The following is a 22,764-nucleotide window of genomic DNA, read 5'->3' on the forward strand; positions in this document are numbered from 1 at the left end:
CGGTCGATTTTTGCTCCTGCAAAATCGACATTCACGCCATCCATGGCGCTCGCAAAGGCTTTGCCAGCATGGATGCTGGCATAGAGCATGGATGTATTCACCCAGCCCCTAAATGCCATAGCCCATCGGTCATGGTTAATAGTCTTACTAATTTAGGGGCTGGGTACTTTGACGGGCCCCCGGTGCCGAATTTTGATCTACGATGAGTATATCTATGACTCAATCCTAAGATAAAATAATATCTATGAGTATAAAACAAACCAGCAACCAACACACCCCGATGATGCAGCAATATCTGCGCATCAAGGCCGAACATCCCGACACGCTCGTTTTTTACCGGATGGGCGATTTTTATGAACTTTTTTTCGACGATGCAAAAAAAGCCGCCCAGATTCTCGATATTACGCTGACGCAGCGCGGCCAGTCGGCCGGTGCGCCGATTCCGATGGCAGGCATTCCGTATCATGCCGCCGAAGGCTACATCGCGAAATTGTTGCGCCACAGCGAATCGGTCGCGATTTGCGAACAAATCGGCGATCCGGCGACTTCGAAAGGACCCGTTGAACGAAAAGTGGTACGCATCGTCACACCCGGCACCGTTACCGACGAAGCCTTGCTCGAAGACCGCAAGGATAATTTGCTGGTGGCCCTGCATGTTGCCGATTCCAAATTCGGTATCGCCGCTTTAGATGTGACCAGCGGACGCTTTGTATTGCAACAACTGGATTCGGCCGACACGATGTTGAGCGAAATCGAACGTCTGGACCCGGCCGAGCTATTGGTCAGCGAAGATATCGCTCTTCTACAGGCTTTGAAGCAGCGCAAAGGCATTTGCAAGCGCCCGCCTTGGCATTTTGAGCCTGACAGTGCGCGTCAACTGGTATTGAATCAATTCAACACGCACGATCTATCAGGCTTCGGTTGCGAAAATATGCCGATGGCTATTGCCGCGGCCGGCTGTCTGTTGCAATACGTCAAAGACACGCAACAAAGCGCCCTGCCCCATATTCAAGGCATTCGGGTCGAAAACAATTCCGACGGCATTCAACTCGACGCCGCTAGCCGCCGCAATCTGGAACTGGACACGCATCCGACAGGCGAGCTGCGCTACACCTTATTCGGCGTACTCGACAAAACCGTCACCGCGATGGGCAGTCGTTGTCTGCGCCGCTGGATCAACCGACCGCTCAGAGACCAAGCCATTCTGCAAAGCCGATATTCGGCAATCGAATCGCTATTGTCCGAACGGCTTTTAGATGCCGTTCGCAATCAATTGAATGCGGTCGGCGACATCGAGCGTATCAGTTCTCGCATCGCACTCAAGTCAGCCAGGCCGCGCGATTTGATCGTGTTACGCAATACGCTGGCCGTTTTACCGACATTGCAGCCCTTGCTATCGAACACCGACAGTCCGGAGCTGATGCGTCTGGCCGAGCAAATCGCCGAACAACCTGAGTTATCGGCGCTGTTGCAACGAGCCATTATCGACAACCCGCCTGTTCTAATTCGCGACGGCGGCGTCATTGCCCCCGGCTACCATGCCGAACTCGATGATCTGCGCAACTTAAGCCGCAATGCCGATCAATTTCTGCTCGATATGGAGGAGCGCGAAAAAACCGCGACCGGCATTAGCGGCCTAAAAGTCAATTACAATCGCGTGCATGGTTACTATATCGAGATTTCAAGATTACATGCCGAGAAAGTTCCGGCACACTACCACCGTAAACAAACGCTGAAAGGCGTCGAGCGCTACATTACCGAGGAATTAAAAACCTTCGAAGATAAAGTTCTGAGTGCGAAAGAAAAATCGCTGGCATTCGAAAAATTGTTATACGATCAATTGCTGAACACGCTCGGCGAGTCATTAACCGATCTGCAGCAATGCGCGCAAGGACTCGCCGAACTGGATGTGCTGGCGGCATTTGCCGAACGCTCCGAAACATTGAATTTGACTCGTCCGCAATTGACCGACAAGCCCGGCATCGATATCGAAGGCGGACGACATCCGGTCGTCGAGCAAGTCTCCGACATTCCGTTCGTCGCAAACGATCTTAAACTATCGCCTCAGCGCCGCATGCTCATCATCACCGGCCCGAATATGGGCGGTAAATCGACTTATATGCGCCAGGCGGCTTTGATCGTACTGATCGCTCATATCGGTTGTTATGTTCCGGCCAAGGCCGCAACGATCGGCCCGGTCGATAAGATTTTCACCCGCATCGGCGCTTCGGACGACTTGGCCGGCGGACGCTCGACTTTCATGGTCGAAATGTCGGAAACAGCCAACATTCTGCATAACGCAACCGAACAAAGTTTGATATTGATGGACGAAATCGGCCGCGGAACCAGTACTTTTGACGGTTTATCTTTGGCTTGGGCTTGCGCCGATCATTTGGCAAAAGTCACAAAGGCATATACCTTATTCGCGACGCACTATTTCGAGTTGACGACTCTAGCGGACGAGCAAAAACCGATCCATAACGTCCATCTCGACGCGATCGAGTACGGCGACAAAATCGTGTTTCTGCATGCTGTCAAGGAAGGCCCGGCGAGCCAAAGTTACGGGCTGCAAGTCGCCTCACTGGCCGGTGTTCCGGCAACAGTGATCGACAAAGCCAAATTGAAATTGCAGCATCTGGAAAACAACACCTATTATCAAAACCAAACTGAATCGGGCAATCAGCAATTGGATTTATTCGCGACCCAAGAATGCCATCCGGCAGTCTGTTTGATCGAGGAGTTAGACCCGGACAACCTAAGCCCGAGGCAAGCCTTGGATACGCTGTATCGTTTGAAAAAGATGGTGGAGTGATTTTAGACTCGGGCGATAACGTAAACCCAGTGAACATGGAAGGCCGATAAGCATTACATCTATTTATACCTTTCGCACTTCAAATTTCGGCAGTGCCTAAGGAGGCCCCGGGGTATTCAGTCCCTCACCTAACGCTAGGTGAGAGATCAGCATGGAGCTGACATAGAGCCTACAGGGACGTTTCACGGCGTTCTTTGACGGGCACCCCGGCGCCGAAATTTGATTAGCAAAGGGTATATTTACGACCACCTCCTACATAGAATTTGGTCATAAATAACTTCCCTATTTTAGTGGGTTCGGTAACTCGATTGGCAGTTGTCGGCGGCAGGGAAAGCCGCCGTCAAGCCTACAAGGACGTATTCACCCAGCCCCTAAATTCCATAGCCCATCGGTCATGGTTAATAGTCTTACTAATTTAGGGGCTGGGTCCTGCCAGGCGAGTTACCGAACCCTCAACAAAGCTCATAACTCCAGAAAGTTATTTTTAGCGAAATCCATAGACGTTCCAGCCAGCACCTAAATTCCATAGCCCATTGACTATCATTAACTCTTAGATAATTTAGGTACGGGCCTTTGACTGATATAAACCGAACTTAGGTTATTTAATTAAGAAATCCCGCATCATCCCCATATCTTCATGCTCGAGATTATGGCAGTGATACATGAATAGTCCTTTAAAGTCATTAAATGGTTTCAATACGGTCACTTTCTCGCCGGGCATCACCAGCACCGTATCCTTCCAACCACCCCAGACCAATCCACCGGCAATCGTTCGGTGCGCTTCTCTCGATTTCGGGTTGACTTGGCGTTTGATGATTTGAAATTGTTCGCCGTGTAAATGCATTGGATGAGGCATCGGCATACCGCTCATGCCGCTGTAGCCATTGTCGAATTCGATGACTTGCAAACTATTGACAGGAATGATTTCATCGTCGCGGACATCGTCCATTTTGTAGGAACGCCCATTCAATAACGCCGACATGTGCCGCATCGACAATCTAATGGTTCTTGGGTCTTTGTTATTCGCAGCATCGCGAACATTCAACTTAGGTATCGTGGATAAGCGCTCAGGTAAACTCTGCGACGATTTACCGGCTTTAATCACTTTAACGTTAAATAAAGAATATTCACTACCCGACGGCAGATCGGAAGAGTGCATCATGCCCATACCCCCGCCCATCATGCCGCGCCGTCCTCCGCCCATCATTCCGCGACCGCCACCCATCATGCCCATGCCGCCATGACCGTGTGTCGCAATATCGAACGACAAGCTGCGCATGCTTATCTCAGAACCCACCGAACGACCGCTGAAATCGGCCCAAAGCTCGATTCTTTCGCCTGGAGCCAACATCACATAGGAATACTGCTTCGGCCTTTCCAGCAATCCGCCGTCGGTACCGATCACAGTCATTTTACTGCCGTCCGACCAGGCCAGTTTATAGATCCGAGAATTCGATCCGTTCAGCAACCGGAACCGATAGGCCTGTCCCGCGACAGGCAACACATAATCGGGCCGGCCGTTGACAAAAATCCGATCGCCGAGAAAGCCCTGCATGCGTTGCATCATGTGGTCGCTGTAGACGAGCTGATTATTCTTATCGAAGCTTCTGTCTTGGATAACCAACGGCAGATCAAATTCGCCCTTGGGCAAATTCAAAGCCCGTTCTTCATCGTCATGCACAATAAACAAGCCGGCAAGCCCCGAATAGACTTGTCGGGCGGTGACGCTATGGGTGTGAGCGTGATACCAGTAGGTTCCGGCACGATTCAGAATTTCGAATTCATAGATATAAGATTCGCCGTGACTGACCGCGTACATCGGATTTCCGTCCATGTTGGCCGGCACATGCAGTCCGTGCCAATGCAAAATCGAATGCGCCGGTAAATTGTTATTCAAATGAATTCTGACTTTTTGGCCTTTTTTCAGACGAATCGTCGGCGCAAGATAAGTATCGGGATGATTTTTTATCGATGTAGACGGACCTTTGAGTACTTTAGCCCGCACTTTCCAAACTCGAGTTTCAGGCCCTTCGAAGACAGAAACCTGCGCGATATCCTGCGTCAGTTCAATTTCGACATCGGGATGAAAATTCGCGGAAGGGGTATTGACCGCTTTAAAGGCTCCGGCCGATTGCGCCCAAGAGGGGTAAGTCGCCGCACCGGCTGCCGCAAATGCGGCATATTTTAACCATTGTCGACGTTGTTGATTGATCGGAGAGTTCATCATCTGCACCTCATGGACTTATAATTTGTTAGTATATTAGCAAATTATAAAATAATAGCAATTTAGACACGTCTATCGAAGCGCATTGCCATAAAAGCCGAAAAAATAGCCGCACGAAATATATACCTTCCGCACTTTAAATTTCGGCAGTGTCTGAGGAGGCACCGGGGTGTGCGGCAAAGGCTTTGCCAGCATGGAGCTAGCATAGAGCCTACAGGGATGTATTCACGGCGTCCTTTGACGGACACCTTGGCGCCGAATTTTGATCTACGATGGGAACATTATAGAGCATAATCTGCCTAGCACACCCACTGTGCATCCATGAGGCGGTGCTACACTTTAATGCCCGACAGTCGACAGTTATAAAATACACGTTTCAAGCGCATCCACAACCTAGCCGGATTATTCCAGCAATTCCCAATTTGGAGATCAAAAAGGGTGTGGGGTATGCTTGGCGAGGATGTCGGCAGCAGGGCAGATTTTTGCTCCTCGGCAATTGCTCCTGCATTGCCCTACTACACGCCATCCTTGGCGTAATGCAAAATCTGCATTCACGCCATCCTTAGCGCTTGCAGATTTTTGCTCCTCGGCAATTGCTCCTGCATTGCCCTACTACACGCCATCCTTGGCGTAATGCAAAATCTGCATTCACGCCATCCTTGGCGTTCGAGCTGCCGCCAAGCCCCCATGGATGGGTTTACGGCGTTCCTCGACAGGCATACCCCACACCCTAAAATCGGCGATACTGCTCAAACTGGGAATTGCTGGGATTATTCTATAAACCTTTTTCTTCTCGCAATACTTCAACCAGTTGTTTGGCCGGTAAATAACCCGGATATACAGAACCTTGTTCGGTGACGATCATCGGCGTTCCGCGCGCTTCGAAATCGTTACCGAGCTTCATATGCGCATCGACCGGATTGGTACAGGTCTTGGCTTCGAGGGTTTTCCCTTGTTTGGCTTTGGTCAAAGCATCATTACGATCTTCCGCACACCATACCGAAACAGCTTTAGCATAGGAATCCGACCCCTTCCCTGCTCTCGGATAAAACAAGTATTGAACCGTAATGCCTTCGGCCATATATTGATCGATCTCGGAATGCAGTTTCCGACAATAACCGCAATCGATATCGGTAAAAATAAAAACTTTATGCTGACCTAATTTCGGCTTGAACACGATCATTTGATCTTGTCCCAACTTTTCCAACGTATTCTTTCGCGTATTAGCTATTTTAGCTTCGGTCAAATCGGTTCTAGATTCCAGGTCGATCAAGCGCCCTTGTAATAAATATTTACCGTCATCGGAGACATAAAAGATGGTTGCGCCCGCCGTGACTTCATAAACTCCCTTCACTTCGGAAGGTTTTATCAATTCGGGGGTGAAATTTGGCATCGACTTTTTCAAAGCCGCTTTGATGGCCGCTTCATCGGCTTGAACAACGTTCATGCCTAAAGCCAAGCCAAGCAATACCACTGTTTTAAGTATTTGTTTCATAACGTTTCCATATATTCAGAATGACTAATGCGTTTGTAGGACTGTCTACCGAGTGCTTTGTTCATTACCCTATGAAAAATAGAAGTCACTATTCAGCAGTTTTCTATTGGCTTGATGTTGACTGTTGATTTATGCAGACAACCTGTTAAATCAACAGCCTAAATTATTAACGTACTTTAGGACTTCGTGACAAATAAGTTACTGGAACTGTGAGCTTATAGCGGGTTCGGTATACCCTTTGCTAGTCAAATTTCGGCATCGGGGTGCCCGTCAAAGGACGCCGTGAATACGTCCATGTAGGCTCTATGACAGCATCCATGCTGCCAAAGCCTTTGCCGAACACCCCGACGCCTCCATACGCTAATGCCGAAGTTTGAAGTGCGATAGGTATAACTCGTTTATCAGGCCAAAATTTGACTAGCAAAGGGTATACATTAAGCTTTAAGCGGCTTTTTCATTGAAACAAACGTTCTAAATCCAAAAATAGAGCCAATACCATCAACGACAGTAGCAACAAAATACCGACCTGTTGTAACGCAACCTGGAATTTTTCCGAGACGGGACTGCCTTTAATCGCTTCTATCGCAAAAAACAACAAATGACCGCCATCTAAAACCGGAATCGGCAATAAATTAAGCACGCCAAGACTAATGCTAACTTTCGCTAAGAAAGACAGGAATTCGACAAACCCTCGCTCTGCGGAAAGGCCCGCAAACTGGGCGATACTAATTGGGCCGCTGAGATTTTTCACAGAAGCATTACCGAGAATCATCTGACCCATCATTTTGAGTGTTGCGGTACTAAAAAAAATGGTTCTCGAAACAGCCCCCGTCAGAGCCGGCCAAAGCGGCAAATCATTGCGTACTTGCAACGACGCCATCAAGTCTTCAGGAATTTCAACGGCCGCACCGATTTTACCAACGGTTATGTCGTTTTCGACCACTTTTTGAGGCGTTATTTCGAGACTCAATTGCACGCCTTGTCTTTCAATAGTCAGGGCAATGGCAGTTCCGGGCCGGTCCTGCACATACTCGACCCATTGCATCCAAGTATTGATCGCCTCACCATTCGCGGCGACGATCAAATCACCGGGCTGTAATCCGGCATCGGCTGCCGGCATGGCTTCCAACACTCGTCCGACGACCGGTCTGAGCTGCGGCATCCAAGGCTTGAGACCTAATTTATCGTAAAGTTTATCCGGCTCCCTACGCAATTCTTCAGGAAGGTTAATAAGCCGCGAATGCTGCTGTTCATCAATGTTTTTTACCGTAACATCGACACTTTCTCGACCGGTCATGGCAGCCGAGAAAATCGACTCAATAACCTCCGCCCAAGTCGCAGTGTTCTTTTGATTGACCGCTACGATCTCCTCTCCTTCGAGCAAACCGGCTTCGGCGGCAAGCGTATCCGGCTCAACATGACCGATAATCGGACGTAAGCCGGTTTCACCGATGAACAATACGATCCAGAAAAACAGCACGGCTAGCATTAAATTGAATAATGGTCCGGCCGCGACAATCGCCGACCGCGCCCACAATGGCTGACGGTTGAATGCGAAAGGCAAATCTTCGTCGGCCACCTTGCCTTCGCGTTCGTCAACCATTTTGACATAGCCGCCTAGAGGTATTGCCGAGATGGCATATTCGGTCGACGCAGGCGATTTCTGATAAGACCATATGACCTTGCCGAACCCGACCGAAAACTTTAGCACTTTGACGCCGGTTTTACGCGCGACCCAAAAATGACCGAATTCATGAAACGAAACCAGAATACCGATCGCGACAATAAAATAAAACAGCGTACTCATTAATCCGGTTAATGCTTAAGTTCTTCGACGATACGCTCAGCCACTTCCCGGGCTTTGCTATCGGCAGCCAAAACAATATCCAGCGTATCCGCCGGATCGGCTTCGAATTGACACATGCTCCGTTCAATGATGAAAGGAATGTCGGTAAAACGAACTTTCTCGTCTAAAAAGGCAGCAACCGCGATTTCATTGGCTGCATTTAACACAGCCGGCATGATCCCGCCTGCCTCGACGGCTTCGATAGCCAAGCGCAAACAAGGGAAACGCTGAAGATCGGGCTGTTCGAAATCCATATGTTTAACGTCGAATATATTAAGCGGTGCAGCACCGGAGTCGAAGCGTTCCGGCCACGCCATCGCATGCGCAATGGGTATTCGCATATCGGGATTACCCATTTGCGCCAACACAGTGCCGTCGACATAATCGACCATCGAATGAATCACGCTTTGCGGATGGATCACCACCTGAATTTTGTCCGGCGACATATTGAATAATAAACAGGCTTCAATCAATTCAAGCCCTTTATTCATCATCGTCGCAGAATCAACCGAAATCTTGCGCCCCATATCCCAATTGGGATGCGCGACGGCTTGATCCGGAGTAACATCAACCAACTCTTCTACCGGCTTAGTTCTGAACGGGCCGCCCGAGGCAGTCAACAAAATACGCCTCGCTTCCTTGGCTTCTTGACCCGCACAGTAATCAGCCGGCATGCATTGAAAAATCGCATTATGCTCGCTATCGATCGGCAGCAAATGCGCGCCGGACTCGGAGACTGCTTTCATAAAAATATCGCCGGACATCACCAACGCTTCTTTATTTGCCAGCAATACGGTTTTACCGGCTTTAGCAGCTGCCAAAGTTGGTAATAAACCAGCCGCGCCGACGATTGCCGCCATTACCGAATCGACACTATCCAATGTGGCCACTTGCTGCAACGATTCGGCTCCCGATAATACCTTAATATCGGATACCGGCGATGTAGCAATGCGCTCTGCAAATTGTTTAGCCTTATCTTCATCAACCACGACAACATAGCCAGGACGATGGACGATGCATTGATCGTACAATAAATCGATATTATTGTTCGCGGTCAGCGCAACGACTCTATACCGATTCGGATGACGAGCCGCGACATCCAACGTGCTGACACCGATGGAACCGGTTGCTCCCAGTATGCAAATACCTTTCATTAAAATAACTCTCTAATCAGCAGAATACCGGCATAGAAAAACGGAATAGCGGCCACCAAGCTATCGATCCTATCTAACAAACCACCATGTCCCGGCAAGATAGAGCCTGTATCCTTAACGCCCTGCTGCCGTTTTACCAGACTAAAAAATAGATCGCCGTATATCGAAATCAAAACGGTCAAGACCGACAACAAAACAAAGTCAGAGCCGATCATCAAATTAAACCCGAATACCAAACTCAAAACGATTGCACTGACAACGGCGCTTCCCAAGGCACCATAAAATCCCGCCATGGTTTTGCCCGGACTGATTTCGGGAGCTAGCTTGGTAGCGCCGAATTTTTTGCCGACAAAATAGGCCGTAATATCGGCAATCCAAATCAGCAGCAGAAAATACATCACCATATCGGCGCCGTAAAATGCGCGCATACGATATAAAAACATCCACGCAAAAAACAGAATCAACCAGCCGGTCAAGCCCTTATAAACAGTTTTTAATTCAAGTTTCAGTAACGCATCCGACGCATTCCTGATCAGAAACATCACCACTACCCAAAATAAAACCGGTAAAATAACCAGCCATTCCAATAAACCGGACTGCGCCCTAACTTCCGGCCAATCGAAAATTTGCGCCAATACTTCCAGAAAATAAGTCCAAAAGTAAACACCGCCCATCGGCAGAATGAGTAGGGCAAGAAATAAAATCCGCATCAATGGACTGTCAATACCGGTTAAGCCTGTCCACTCCCATGCGGCAACCAACATAACCAGGGCAACAACCAGAGTGAAATAAGGTATTGGCAATAAATAAACGGCCAACACGACCAATGGCGCAAGAATCAGAGCCGTAATAATTCGCTGTAGTAACATTTTATAATTATTTTCAAGTCAATTGAGTTAGAGGGTAACCGCTTTATTGAGGATTTGCTCGCCGGTATGCCCGAAACGCCTTTGCCGAGTTCTAAAGCTTACGATAGCTTCCTCCAGCGATTGCCGATTAAAGTCGGGCCATAAGGTCGGCGTGAAATATAGTTCGGTATAAGCTAACTGCCAGAGCAAAAAATTACTGACCCGTTGTTCACCACCGGTTCTGATGAATAAATCCGGTTCGGGCAAATCGGCGGTTGATAGATGTTGAGCGATTAGTGTCTCATCGATTTCTTGCCCGTCGAGTTCGCCGCTTTTAATTTTTACAGCTATTTTTTTAAACGCTTCAGACATATCCCACCGCCCACCGTAATTGGCCGCAATCACCAAAGTCAAACCACTATTATCGCGGGTTTGAGCCTCGCCTTCGGTAATTTTAGCCTGCAATTTTTCGGAAAAAGCCTTTCGTTCGCCGATAAACCTTAAACGAATGTTGTTCCGATGCAACTTATTAACCTCTCTTTGCAAGGTCGAAATAAACAAGTTCATCAACATCGACACTTCGGACTCCGGCCGACGCCAATTTTCGCTGCTGAAAGCGAATAATGACAATACTTCGATATTCGCTTCGGCGCAATACTCAACAATGGCTCTAACCGCCTTGACACCGGCTTGATGCCCCATTGCACGAGGCATATGCCTTTGTTGCGCCCAACGCCCGTTACCATCCATGATGATTGCGATATGGCGAGGGTTTGGGTTCAAGTCCGGAAGCGTTTCGAGTTCTGCAGACATCAATCTACTCCATTAAATAGACATTAAGTCCGCTTCTTTTTCTTCCAAGTGCTTCTCTATTTCTTTGATGTATTGGTCGGTCAACTTTTGAATTTTATCTTCGGCCGCGCGAGCTTCATCCTCGGATATCATTTTTTCTTTTAACGCGTCTTTGATATCGGAATTGGCATCGCGGCGAATATTTCGTATCGCTACTCGTCCATTCTCGGCTTCTTGTTTTACGACCTTGACCAGATCGCGGCGACGCTCCTCGGTTAACGGCGGTAACGGGATACGAATCACATTACCATTCGAGGAAGGGTTAAGTCCTAAGTCGGAAGCCATTATCGCTTTTTCGACGGCCTTAACCATGGTTTTCTCCCATGGTGTAACCGTCAAAGTCCGAGAGTCCTCGGTCGCTACGTTCGCTACCTGAGAAAGCGGTGTATCGACACCATAATACGGAACAGTAATTTGATCCAATAGGCTCGGATGCGCCCGGCCTGTTCTGATTTTGGTAAATTCGTGCCTCAGCGCTTCGACACTTTTGCCCATTCGCTTAGCCGCATCTTGTTGAATATCGCTTATCATGCTTGTGTTCCTCGTTCAATCAGTGAGCCGATATCTTCGCCCTGCATCAGCCGCATTATTGCGCCTTGTTCAAAAATATTCATCACGCGCATCGGCAAGTTGTTATCCCGGCACAATACCAATGCTGTGGCATCCATGACGTTTAAGCGTTGATCCAACGCTTCGTCATAGGTCAATCGCGGATAAAATCGAGCATCCTTGACCTTTTCGGGATCGGCCGAATAAACACCCTTAACCTTGGTTGCCTTAATCATCAACTGAGCATTGATCTCAATCGCCCGCAGACTGGCTGCCGAATCCGTAGTAAAAAACGGATTTCCGGTTCCAGCCGCAAATATCACAACCCGACCTTTTTCCAGATGCCTAACTGCTCTGCGGCGAATAAAATCTTCGCACACTTGATTAATCTTTAATGCGGACATCACTCGCACTTGCATGCCTAAATATTCCAAAGCATCCTGCATCGCCAACGCATTGATTACCGTAGCAAGCATGCCCATTTGATCGCCGGTCACTCGATCGAGGCCCTCGGAAGCTTTTTGCGCGCCGCGCAAAATATTGCCGCCCCCGACAACTAGCCCAACCTGTATCCCAGCATCACATAACTCTTTAATTTCGCCGGCCAAGCGCTTCAGGATATCGGCATCGATACTGCCGCCCTTTTCGCTCATTAAAGCTTCACCGCTTAGTTTCAATAAAATTCGCTGGCAGATTAAATTTGTCATTATTGATTTTCAAGTTAGGGAATAGTTAATTTTAGTAAACCTTTCCCGCATCTAAGCCCGCCTTCAATTTCCATAGCAATAACGAGGCGTGGCTTGCATTCCTATTTCGAAAATAACCGATGCGAGAAAGGATACTTCCGAATTAACGTTTCATAATCCACTCGGAGTATAAAAACGAATCCCCGGATAAACCGGGGATTGAATTATGAGCCTCTGACTTGCGCCATGACTTCTTCGGCAAAATTTTCTTCTTTTTTCTCGATACCCTCACCAACTTCGAATCGGGTAAAGCGAATAACGGCATTACCTTTGGACTTAACCAATTCGCCGACAGTGACTTTGTCATCTTTAACGAAAGGCTGACCCAATAAGGTAACTTCGGCAAGAAACTTTTTGATTCTTCCACTCACCATTTTTTCGATAATCTCGGCCGGCTTACCACTTTCCAAAGCTTGCGCGGAAAAAATTTCTTTTTCTTTCTCAATCGCTTCCTGAGAAACTTGATCTTCTGAAACGCAAGCCGGATTGATTGCCGCAACGTGCATCGCAATGTCCTTACCTAATGCGTCATCGGCTTTTTGCAACGCGACTAATACGCCGATCTTACTGCCGTGCAAGTAACAAGCAGCACCGCCGTCGGTCAAATTGTATTTTTCAAAACGTCTAATCGCGATATTTTCACCCAGTTTTGATATCAGTTCGCGGCGAACCTCGTCGATCGTCTTGCCGTTTGGCAGTTTCAGGTCCAACACTTGCTCGGGTGTTTGCACATCCGCGTTTAAGATAGCGTCGGTAACATTGTTGACGAAATTGACGAAATCGTCACCCTTCGCAACGAAATCAGTTTCGCAATTGATGTCGGCTATCGCCGCTGTTTTAGCATCATCGCTGACTTTTACGCCCACCACGCCTTCCGCTGCGGTACGTCCGGATTTTTTATCGGCTTTTGCTAAACCGGCTTTACGCATATTTTCGATAGCGATATCCAGATCGCCGTTTGCTTCGACCAATGCTTTTTTGCATTCCATCATACCGGAACCGGTTCTTTCCCGCAGTTCCTTAACCATTGCAGCTGATATGCTCATTTCTCGTTTTTCCTCTTTATTCTTAACTATAAAAAACGCCTCCTGTTAGGAGGCGCTTTTCAGTTCAATGCGCCATTGCATTCGAAGAGCTAATTGCCCTTCACCGCACCGGCGCTTACTCTGCGCTTGCTTCGACCTCTGATTCCTCAACAAAATCATCAGCCTGAGCCGATAAGCTCAATGTCGCGGATTTTGCTTCCAACACTGCATCCGCTACGGACTCGCAGTAAAGTTTAACCGCTCGAATGGAATCGTCATTCCCCGGTATGATGTAATCAACGCTTTCAGGAGAATTGTTCGAATCGACGATACCTACTACAGGAATGCCCAGTTTTTTCGCTTCGCCGATCGCGTTTTTCTCATAGCCGACATCCAAGATGAACAATACGTCGGGCACGCCTTTCATATCCTTAATGCCGCCCAAGCTGCGTTCGAGCTTTTCCAATTCACGCTCCATACCGAGCGCTTCTTTTTTGCTAAATTTATGATATAGCGTTCCGTCCGCCTTCATCGCTTCCAATTCTTTCAGACGATTGATCGATTTTTTGATCGTTTTGAAATTTGTCAGCATGCCGCCCAACCAACGATGATCGACGTACGGCATTCCGCAACGCTTCGCTTCTTCGGCGACTGCTTTACGGGCTGCTTTTTTGGTGCCGACAAACAGGATAGTACCTTTGTTTGCGGACATTTGACCCAGATAGTTCATTGCATCGTTAAACAATGGAAGCGATTTCTCGAGGTTGATAATATGAATCTTGTTACGGGCCCCAAACAGGTAATTAGCCATCTTGGGATTCCAGTAACGAGTTTGATGTCCGAAATGAACACCTGCTTCCAACATTTGACGCATTGACACTGCTGCCATTTTTTTCTCCTAAGGATTATGTGAAACTTAACGTTTCGTTGGGTTACGCCTCCGCCTGCCCGCCTTGACAACCCCTCCTTCAAATTAATCAAGAAAGGCACCCTACCAAGCGTGTCGACAAACGTGAGTATTTAAAACACAAAAATGAACTTGCCTTTATATCATAATTAGATTTCAACAACAATTAATTCTCTGCTAAACTGGCAGAACTTCTTCTCTCTCCCAAGTCTTTCAATTACTGCAACCTCCAACACTTATCAACTCCTTAACGAGTTTGTTCAATCAAACCCGTTATACTAGCTTCCTTGCCAACAAACAGCCGTCAAATCATGGGTATCATCATAAAAACACCAAGTGAAATCGATAAAATGCGCGTCGCCGGCAAGCTCGCCGCCGAAGTACTGGAAATGATCGAACCGCATGTTGTACCGGGCGTCACCACCGATGAGCTTAATCAGATTTGCCACGACTATATTGTCGACGTTCAACATGCAATCCCGGCACCGCTTAATTACCACGGATTCCCTAAATCGATATGCACTTCAATCAACCAGCAAGTGTGCCACGGCATACCTGGCAATAAAAAATTAAAAAGTGGCGATATCGTGAATATCGACATCACAGTCATCAAAGACAACTATCACGGCGACACCAGCAAAATGTTTTGCGTAGGCGAAGTAAGCCCTCATGCCAAGCGCCTTGTTAAAATGACTCAAGAAGCACTATACCGGGGTATCGAACAGGTCATACCAGGCGCAACCTTAGGCGATATCGGTCACGCAATACAAAAATTCGCCGAATCCAATCGATTTTCCGTCGTACGAGAATTTTGCGGTCACGGCATAGGCCAAAAATTTCATGAAGAACCGCAAGTGCTGCACTACGGCAAACCGGGAGAAGGCATTTTACTTGAAGCCGGCATGATTATCACGATAGAACCAATGCTTAATCTAGGCAAGCGTCACGTTAAGGTATTAGCGGACGGCTGGACTGCGGTTACCAAAGACCACAGCCTATCGGCGCAGTGGGAGCATACTATCCTAGTCACTGACCACGGCCACGAAATCCTGACATTGAGACAGGAGGAAATGTGACAGAAACCTTAGCCCATACCCGCTATTTTACGCAATCCGATTATATTGCCGCTTTTAAACAGCTCATTAAATCGAAAAACCTGGAGTTTAAGCAGGCATTTAACCCCCAAGAACCGGTCACGCCTTTGCTGGTTGCCAAAGCCGAATTCGTAGACGACATCCTCATTAGCGGCTGGAATCATTTTCTCGGCGGATTCGCCGATCAATTAAGCTTGATCGCTGTAGGAGGATATGGGAGAAAAGAATTGTTTCCCTTTTCAGACATCGATATCGTCGTCTTATTAGATAAGCAGGCTTCTGCGGAAACCCAAGCAGTGCTGGGGCAATTCGGTAATTTCCTTTGGGATATCGGTTTAAAACCAGGCTTGAGCGTACGTACAGTCGAAGAATGCATTCAATCCTGCACCGACGACCAAACCATCATGACCAGCTTAATGGAAACCAGGCTATTGTGCGGCAATCCGAACTTGTGCGCAAAAGTGCTTGAACCGATAAATAACGGTGAGATATGGCCGTCAAACCGTTTTTTTGCAGCCAAAATGCAGGAACAGGAGCATCGCTACTTTAAGTTTCACGACACCGCTTACAATCTCGAACCCAACATCAAGGAAGGCCCCGGCGGACTTCGCGATATGCAGGTTATTGCCTGGGTTTTTAAACGCCATTACGGCTCCTCAACTCTGAAGGAATTGATTAAATACGGCTTCTTGCCCGAATCCGAATATGAAGAACTGGTCACTGCACGTAACGTACTCTGGCGTATCCGTTACGCGCTTCATCTATTGACCGGTCGTTGCGAGGATCGCCTGCTATTCGACTTTCAACGAGACGTGGCCGAACAATTCGGATTCAAAGGCATCGACCCGAATCAATCCGTCGAAGAATTCATGCAGCATTACTATAAAACCGTAGTCGGCTTAGAACGACTCAACGAAATGTTGCTGCAATTATTTCACGAGCGCTTCATCGGCGGCGAAACCACCTATCAACAAATTCAAACCAAAACCGCTAAACTCATCGCCATTAACGGCTACCTGGAAGCCGAAACGGAAAGTTTTTTCGAGGACAACCCACTGGCATTATTGGAAATCTTCCTAGTACTCCAACAAAACCCTTCGCTAAAAGGCATCCGATCAAAAACGATTCGCTTAATCCGTAAAAGCCTGCACTTAATCGACGATCAATTTAGAACTAACAAGCACGCCAATCATCTATTCATCGAGATCTTACGCCAACCGCGAGGCATCACGCACGAACTTCGGCGAATGAATCGTTATGGCGTACTCGCCGCTTACCTGCCCAGCTTCGCCCACATCGTCGCCAGAATGCAGTACGACTTATTCCACATTTATACCGTGGACGAACACACCTTGTTCGTGATTCGCAATTTACGACGCTTTTCGTTGGAAAAACACACCCACGAACTGCCTTTTTGCAACGACATTTTTTTGACGATCCCGAAACCCGAACTGCTTTATATCGCGGCGTTGTTTCATGATATAGCAAAAGGCAAAGGCGGCGATCATTCGCAAGTTGGCGAAGAAATCGCCCAAGCATTTTGCCTGCAGCACGACCTGTCCAGGCACGATACCAAACTGGTTACTTGGCTAGTTCGCAATCATTTGATCATGTCGATGACCGCCCAGCGCAAGGACATCAGCGACCCCGACATCATTCATGAATTCGCCACCCAAGTCGGTAGCACCGAATATTTAAATCATCTGTATTTATTGACTGTTGCCGACATACGCGCCACTAATCCGGAACTATGGAACTCTTGGAAAGACGCATTATTGAAAGAACTCCATAGCGCAACTTACAACGCCTTGCGCCGCGGCCTCAAGAACCCGATCAATATCAGCGACAGACTCGAGGAAAATAAAACCGAAGCCTGGGAAGAACTGCTGAAATTAGGCATCTCGGAAGCGACTATTCACGAGTCATGGAAACATGTCGGCGATGAATACTTTCTTAGATATACCGCCGAAGAAATCGCTTGGCAAACGATTGCGATTGCATCCTGCGACGAACAAGATCTGCCGCTGGTGTTATTACGCCCTCAAACTCAACGAGGCAGTGCGGAAGTCTTTATATACACTCGCAACGAAGACTTTATCTTTTCAATCAGCACCGAGACCCTCGATCAACTCGGCCTTACGATCCTCGACGCAAGGATCGTTACCACCAGCGACCAATATGTATTGAACAGCTTCCAAGTCCTCGAACAATCAGGCAACCCGATCAAGGATTTACACCGAGAAGTGCATATTTGCACAGCGCTCCGTAAAAACTTAAAAGAACACCACATCAACAAACAAAAAAACATTCGGCGCCAATCGAGACAAGCCCGGCATTTTCCGATACCAACAACGATTACCTTTCACGAGGATCCGCAACGACGCTTTACGGTCATGGAACTCATTACAACAGACCATGCGGGGCTACTATCAAAAATCGGACATGTGTTCAACGATCACAACATTCAACTGCACGACGCCAAAATCACTACGATAGGCAGCCGAGCAGAAGACATGTTTTATTTTACCGACTATCAATCCAACCCAATTCAAGACCACGAAACATTACAAAATTTGGAGCAAGCCATTCAATCCGCATTACGCGACCATCTATAGACCTAGATAAAGCATTTCACCATGAAGATCATGAAGAATAAAAAGTTAATTCAATGACTTGCTATTCATTTGTATAGAGCTTTCGCTCACCAACAAAATTAGCGAGAATATTTAGGTAATTTCTTGAAATCCTTTATAAACTTCATGTGATTCATGGTTAGATTGCCGAATTTAGGATAACCCTTTCGTTAGTCGAATTCGGCTCCGGAAATACCCAGTAAAGTCGCTAGCCGGACGAATTTCGGATCCAAGCAAAATCCCCCTGCTATAGATCATAAAGACGACATCGTAACCTCGTTCGAAGCCAGTCGATTTTCGATAAAACGAATAAGATTCTCATAACCGTCACCTTCAAGATCCTTATATCGCATACCGATTTCGCAACGATCGCTCGCTATCCGGCGGGAAAACTCAACATTACAACGCGCCTTTACCTGCAAAGGTCGATCGCCGGTAAGCGGCAAATCCAACCAAGCATTTAACTCCACCGGGCGACCGTTTCGGATGTAACATCCGCCCGGAGTCATCAAATTCCGCTGCAGAATACTGCATTGAATCGAGAATCCGTCACTAGAAGTATCAATCGCCAATACTTTAAGACGCACACCTTCTTCGTTGGTAACCACAACAGGCAAATGCGCAGCAACACGAGGATAAATTTTCTTTTCCATAGCCATCTCCGATCAACCAAATATTGTCATCGAAATTCTAGTCTATATCTTTTTTTTTACCAGAATAAATATACAGTTGTCGTTTACACCTCATTTACTTAATAAGATTACTCAGCCGCGTAACAACCACTCTCAACGGTATTCTCGAGTACACCAATCCGAATAACCCGCCCCCGTTATCAGAGAGTATTTCATGACCTACCGATATGAAATCGATCGAATCGAGGCCTTGACTTTAATCAACCTCTACGAAAGAATCTCCTGTATAATTTTCAAACAGGTTATGTTCTTTATCACTTGAATACACGACCGGAAAAGCGTCTCATAAGCCAGAAAGCATCAAGCGTTACCGATAATGTCGGCAACCACGAGGCAGGAGCCGCCAGTAAACTGCAAGCTACATATAACAAACTCTATCTAAACGTTATCTAAACGTTTTTTCAGTCGATATGGAGTAAATAAACTTTCGCACTTTTTCCGAGTCACAGTGACTCGAATCATGTGTTTTTTCAGAGGCCTTCGCATGCATAAAAACTTCCTTACCCTACTCTGCGGCGCCATGACGCTTATTGTTCCACTCGAACTACAAGCAGCTAATGATTTGCCGCCTTCCACTAAAATTGAATTAGGCGAATCAGAAGAAGTCTGTTCCGATTTCACTTCACCGAAATGGAGAGATGCTCAAGTCATCGACGGCGTTGCGATCCAAGAATCGAGACTTTGCAACCCCGACAATCCGGCCGACATTGCAGCCTTTGTTAAAGGCACGAATAACATCAGCATGTCGACGTTAATGGATACTCAATTGGCCGCTGATGCGATCATCAAAACCAATGACGTCGACGGCGACGGCGACCCCGACCATATCATCATAAAACTCGAAATCGTCGAATTAAACGGTCACTCTCCCGACAGTACCGAATTGACCACTCAATTCGACATTGCTCCGGGCGTACAACCCACCTTTTGGGTATTCGCTCCTAAAACACGCGACATGTCGACACTAAGCCTTTACGAGCCGCAAGCCAATCCTCTGCTCCGCGTACCTTCGCCAACTATACGCGTCGAAGAAGGCGACACCGTCTGGCTGGTTGTCGAGAACACACACCACATGCCGCATTCATTACATCTACACGGCGTAGATCACCCTTACATGGACCATAGCGGCAGCGGCAATGACGGCGTTGGACAAACCAGCGCAATGGATATTATGCCCGGCGAAAGTAAAACTTATGTCATCAAACCACGCCAGGCCGGCACTTTTTATTATCACTGCCATGTACAACCGCACACCCATATCCCAATGGGATTGCAAGGCCTTTTCATCGTAGAGGAAAACCGCCCCAACAACTGGGTGCAAACCTTCAATGTCGGTAATGGCCAAGTTCGACACCCGTCGGTAGCGGTTCAGGAAAAATATGCTCGCGAATACGACATGCATTATCAGTCGGCGGACAAGGAATTGCATGAACTAGCTCGCTCGGCCAACGACCCGCGCCTACTCGCACAAAAACTGAACATGGAATACGACGTCACCGAAGCGACCGACGACTATTTCATGCTGAACGGCCGCTCATTTCCTTATACGATCAGGGAATCTTTGGTTGAAATGCAGCCGAACGAAAAGGTCAAGCTTCGCGTCCTGAACGGCCATACCGAAGCACTGGGCCTTCACGTACATGGACATCGTCCTCGCGTTACGCATTACGACGGCATCGATAACGGCCCCGGCTCGTATATCATGCGAGATGTTCATACGATGGTTCCCGCCCAGCGTCTCGATCTCGAGCTAGACGGCACAGACGACGGCTTACATAGCTTTGGCGAAGGCGTTTGGATGATGCATGATCATGTCGAAAAATCATTTACCACCAACGGTATCGGCGAAGGCGGCGATATTAGCTTGGTTGTTTACAAAGATTTTCTTGACGAAAAAGGGATTCCGAAAATGCAAGGCTGGACTCTGGCACCTTATTTCACGAAAGAATTTTGGCAAGGCAAATACCCGCTTTGGCAAGATTACGACAAGTGGCGCAGCTTAGGCCTGCCTGACGCTCGCGGCTATAAAGCCCCATTACCGTCTCCGCCGCAAATGATGCTTGAAGGTCCTTCAGACACTCGATCATCGGCGTCCACAACAAATTCGGAAAAATCGTTTATCGGCGATTTATTATCCGGATTGGTTTTAGGCATTCTCGCTTATATGGCTATCGTGCGGCGCGAAGACATTTTCGCCTTGTATCACAAGCTAGCTAAAAAGCCGGCCTAAATCCGGCCCATATCGACCCGCGGAGCTATTCCGCTGGTCGATATCGCGGCCTCAACCCAAAAAAGAGTCGAACCTAAATCGACTCACCCTTTGCCAATTTGGGCAACCTACCATCCAATCCCATCGCGGCTCGCATAACTTTTTTCTTGACCGGCACGACACGCTCGGCCAAACCCAAACCCAAATTGCGCAAAATCCTAACCGGCATGATCTCGTTGCTGAAAACCCGGTAAAAAACATCCATGACCGTCATCATTCTTAGATTGTCTGCACGCCTTGACTTTTCATAACGCTTCAATTCGGCAATATCGCCAATATCCCGACCCGATCGATGAGCATTGACCAACACCTCAGCCAACACCGCCGCATCGAGCAAACCGATATTGACGCCTTGACCGGCCAATGGATTAATCATATGCGCAGCATCACCAACCAAAGCGATGCCGGGCCTCACATAACTCTGAGCGTGCTGCCGTTTCAACGGAAACGAAGCGGTACCCAAAACAGTATTGATTCTGCCAAGACAATCCGGAAACGCCTCGGTCAATTCGTTCAGCAATTGCTCGCAGGGCAAGGATTTTAATCGCTTGATTTCACCAGGAGAGTTATACCAAACCAGCGACCCGTATCGACCGGTTAACGGCAAAAAAGCCTGTGGACCGCTCGGCACGAATCGCTGCCAAGTAATATCCTGCTGGGGATAATCGGTTGCCACATAGATCACCAGCGCATGTTGTTTATAATCCCAACCGGTCACCCCAATCCCGGATACCTGTCGAACTTTGGAATTCCCGCCGTCGGCGCCGACTAAAACATTCGCCGTCAAAACCGTACCGTCATCCAGCTCAACCACCGAACGATGGCCTTCGTCATCCAAGCCATAATCGATGCGCTTAATACTAGCCGGACAAAATAAACTGACGTTATCAAATTCCTGCAAACGCTCCAACAAGGCCAATTGGGTTACCCGATTTTCGACGATATACCCCAACTCGTTGTAATCAATGTCGTCACTGCAAAATTCGGTATCGCCGACGGTTTCCCATACTCGCATACGCCGGAAAGGGCAATAACGGCGATTCAAAACACCCTGCCACGCGCCGACCGCCTCCAAAATATGCCGCGAAGCGATACTCAACGCGGAAACCCTGAGATCATGGGACTGGTCTGAAGTAAACTCATTGGGGAATACATGCTCGATTACGGCGACCTTAAGACCGCTTCCGCCTAACCCGCAGGCCACTGCGGCCCCAACCATTCCCCCACCGACCACTACAACATCAAAATTCATTTTCTTATTTGGAACCCGTAGTTAACTATTTTCTAATATACCTATCGCACTTCAAATTTCGGCGATAATTAAGGATTTCGTGATAAATAACGTCCTGGAACTATCAGCTTTGTCGAGGGTTCGGTAACTCGCTTGACAGGGCACCGTGAACCCAGCACCTAAATAAGCCATGATTTTGAATCATTGCCAATGACCTATGGAATTTAGGTGCTGGGCCTTTGACGGGCACCTAAATATATCGCGAAACCCCAACAATTGATTAAGACTATAACAATTTGCATCTAAATGACTTAAAATGCGACTCATGATATCATTTGCAGGTTTCTCTGAACGCAATTGCCTGCATTACTTATCGCATCGCCAATG

General features: G+C 47.8%; 16 protein-coding genes. 4 read left to right on the plus strand and 12 right to left on the minus strand.

The window, feature by feature from the left end; genetic code table 11:
- Positions 1-244: 244 nt before the first annotated feature.
- Positions 245-2,812, plus strand: coding sequence for a DNA mismatch repair protein MutS (gene mutS / locus METBU_RS0109700; protein ID WP_017840433.1), 2,568 nt, complete (start codon positions 245-247; stop codon positions 2,810-2,812).
- Between the two features lie 598 nt (positions 2,813-3,410).
- Here mutS and METBU_RS0109705 read toward each other — a convergent pair.
- From METBU_RS0109705 to rpsB, 10 genes are all read right to left on the minus strand, one after another.
- Positions 3,411-5,036, minus strand: a complete 1,626-nt coding sequence (locus METBU_RS0109705) for a multicopper oxidase family protein (protein WP_017840434.1) — start codon at positions 5,034-5,036, stop codon at positions 3,411-3,413.
- Positions 5,037-5,811: 775 nt separating this feature from the next.
- Positions 5,812-6,531, minus strand: coding sequence for a DsbC family protein (locus METBU_RS0109710; protein ID WP_017840435.1), 720 nt, complete (start codon positions 6,529-6,531; stop codon positions 5,812-5,814).
- A 454-nt stretch (positions 6,532-6,985) separates the two neighbouring features.
- Entirely contained in the window at positions 6,986-8,338 is a 1,353-nt protein-coding gene (gene rseP / locus METBU_RS0109715) for an RIP metalloprotease RseP (protein WP_017840436.1), read from the minus strand.
- Between the two features lie 8 nt (positions 8,339-8,346).
- Positions 8,347-9,531, minus strand: coding sequence for a 1-deoxy-D-xylulose-5-phosphate reductoisomerase (ispC, locus tag METBU_RS0109720; RefSeq protein ID WP_017840437.1), 1,185 nt, complete (start codon positions 9,529-9,531; stop codon positions 8,347-8,349).
- A complete protein-coding gene (locus METBU_RS0109725; protein WP_017840438.1) occupies positions 9,531-10,400 on the minus strand; it encodes a phosphatidate cytidylyltransferase in 870 nt (289 codons plus the stop codon). Before METBU_RS0109725 ends, ispC begins: the two co-directional genes overlap by 1 nt.
- A 27-nt stretch (positions 10,401-10,427) precedes the next feature.
- Positions 10,428-11,192, minus strand: a complete 765-nt coding sequence (locus METBU_RS0109730; RefSeq protein ID WP_017840439.1) for an isoprenyl transferase — start codon at positions 11,190-11,192, stop codon at positions 10,428-10,430.
- Between the two features lie 12 nt (positions 11,193-11,204).
- On the minus strand, positions 11,205-11,762 hold the full coding sequence (gene frr / locus METBU_RS0109735) for a ribosome recycling factor (RefSeq protein WP_017840440.1): 558 nt from the start codon (positions 11,760-11,762) through the stop codon (positions 11,205-11,207).
- The gene (pyrH, locus tag METBU_RS0109740) at positions 11,759-12,487 is read right to left on the minus strand and encodes a UMP kinase (protein WP_017840441.1); all 729 of its coding nucleotides are present in this window, start codon (positions 12,485-12,487) and stop codon (positions 11,759-11,761) included. Before pyrH ends, frr begins: the two co-directional genes overlap by 4 nt.
- A gap of 203 nt (positions 12,488-12,690) precedes the next feature.
- Positions 12,691-13,572, minus strand: a complete 882-nt coding sequence (gene tsf / locus METBU_RS0109745; protein ID WP_026130125.1) for a translation elongation factor Ts — start codon at positions 13,570-13,572, stop codon at positions 12,691-12,693.
- Positions 13,573-13,687: 115 nt separating this feature from the next.
- A complete protein-coding gene (gene rpsB / locus METBU_RS0109750; RefSeq protein ID WP_017840443.1) occupies positions 13,688-14,440 on the minus strand; it encodes a 30S ribosomal protein S2 in 753 nt (250 codons plus the stop codon).
- Positions 14,441-14,769: 329 nt separating this feature from the next.
- On the opposite strand from rpsB, the gene map reads away from it, so the two are divergent.
- Both map and glnD read left to right on the plus strand, forming a co-directional pair.
- Entirely contained in the window at positions 14,770-15,534 is a 765-nt protein-coding gene (gene map, locus METBU_RS0109755; protein WP_017840444.1) for a type I methionyl aminopeptidase, read from the plus strand.
- Positions 15,531-18,167 carry a [protein-PII] uridylyltransferase gene (gene glnD / locus METBU_RS0109760; protein ID WP_017840445.1) on the plus strand — a complete coding sequence of 879 codons (2,637 nt, stop codon included), beginning with the start codon at positions 15,531-15,533 and terminating at the stop codon, positions 18,165-18,167. The genes map and glnD overlap by 4 nt, the downstream gene beginning before the upstream one ends.
- Before the next feature lie 272 nt (positions 18,168-18,439).
- Here glnD and METBU_RS0109765 read toward each other — a convergent pair whose 3' ends face one another.
- A complete protein-coding gene (locus tag METBU_RS0109765; protein ID WP_017840446.1) occupies positions 18,440-18,838 on the minus strand; it encodes a pilus biosynthesis protein PilZ in 399 nt (132 codons plus the stop codon).
- Positions 18,839-19,361: 523 nt separating this feature from the next.
- On the opposite strand from METBU_RS0109765, the gene METBU_RS0109770 reads away from it, so the two are divergent.
- Positions 19,362-21,107 (plus strand): multicopper oxidase domain-containing protein, encoded by a 1,746-nt coding sequence (locus tag METBU_RS0109770; RefSeq protein WP_026130126.1) that lies wholly within the window; start codon positions 19,362-19,364, stop codon positions 21,105-21,107.
- 73 nt (positions 21,108-21,180) lie between these two features.
- Here METBU_RS0109770 and METBU_RS0109775 read toward each other — a convergent pair whose 3' ends face one another.
- On the minus strand, positions 21,181-22,398 hold the full coding sequence (locus METBU_RS0109775; protein ID WP_026130127.1) for an FAD-dependent monooxygenase: 1,218 nt from the start codon (positions 22,396-22,398) through the stop codon (positions 21,181-21,183).
- Between the last annotated feature and the right edge of the window lie 366 nt (positions 22,399-22,764).

Source organism: Methylotuvimicrobium buryatense 5G, from assembly GCF_000341735.1.
GTDB classification, from domain to species: Bacteria; Pseudomonadota; Gammaproteobacteria; order Methylococcales; family Methylomonadaceae; genus Methylotuvimicrobium; species Methylotuvimicrobium buryatense.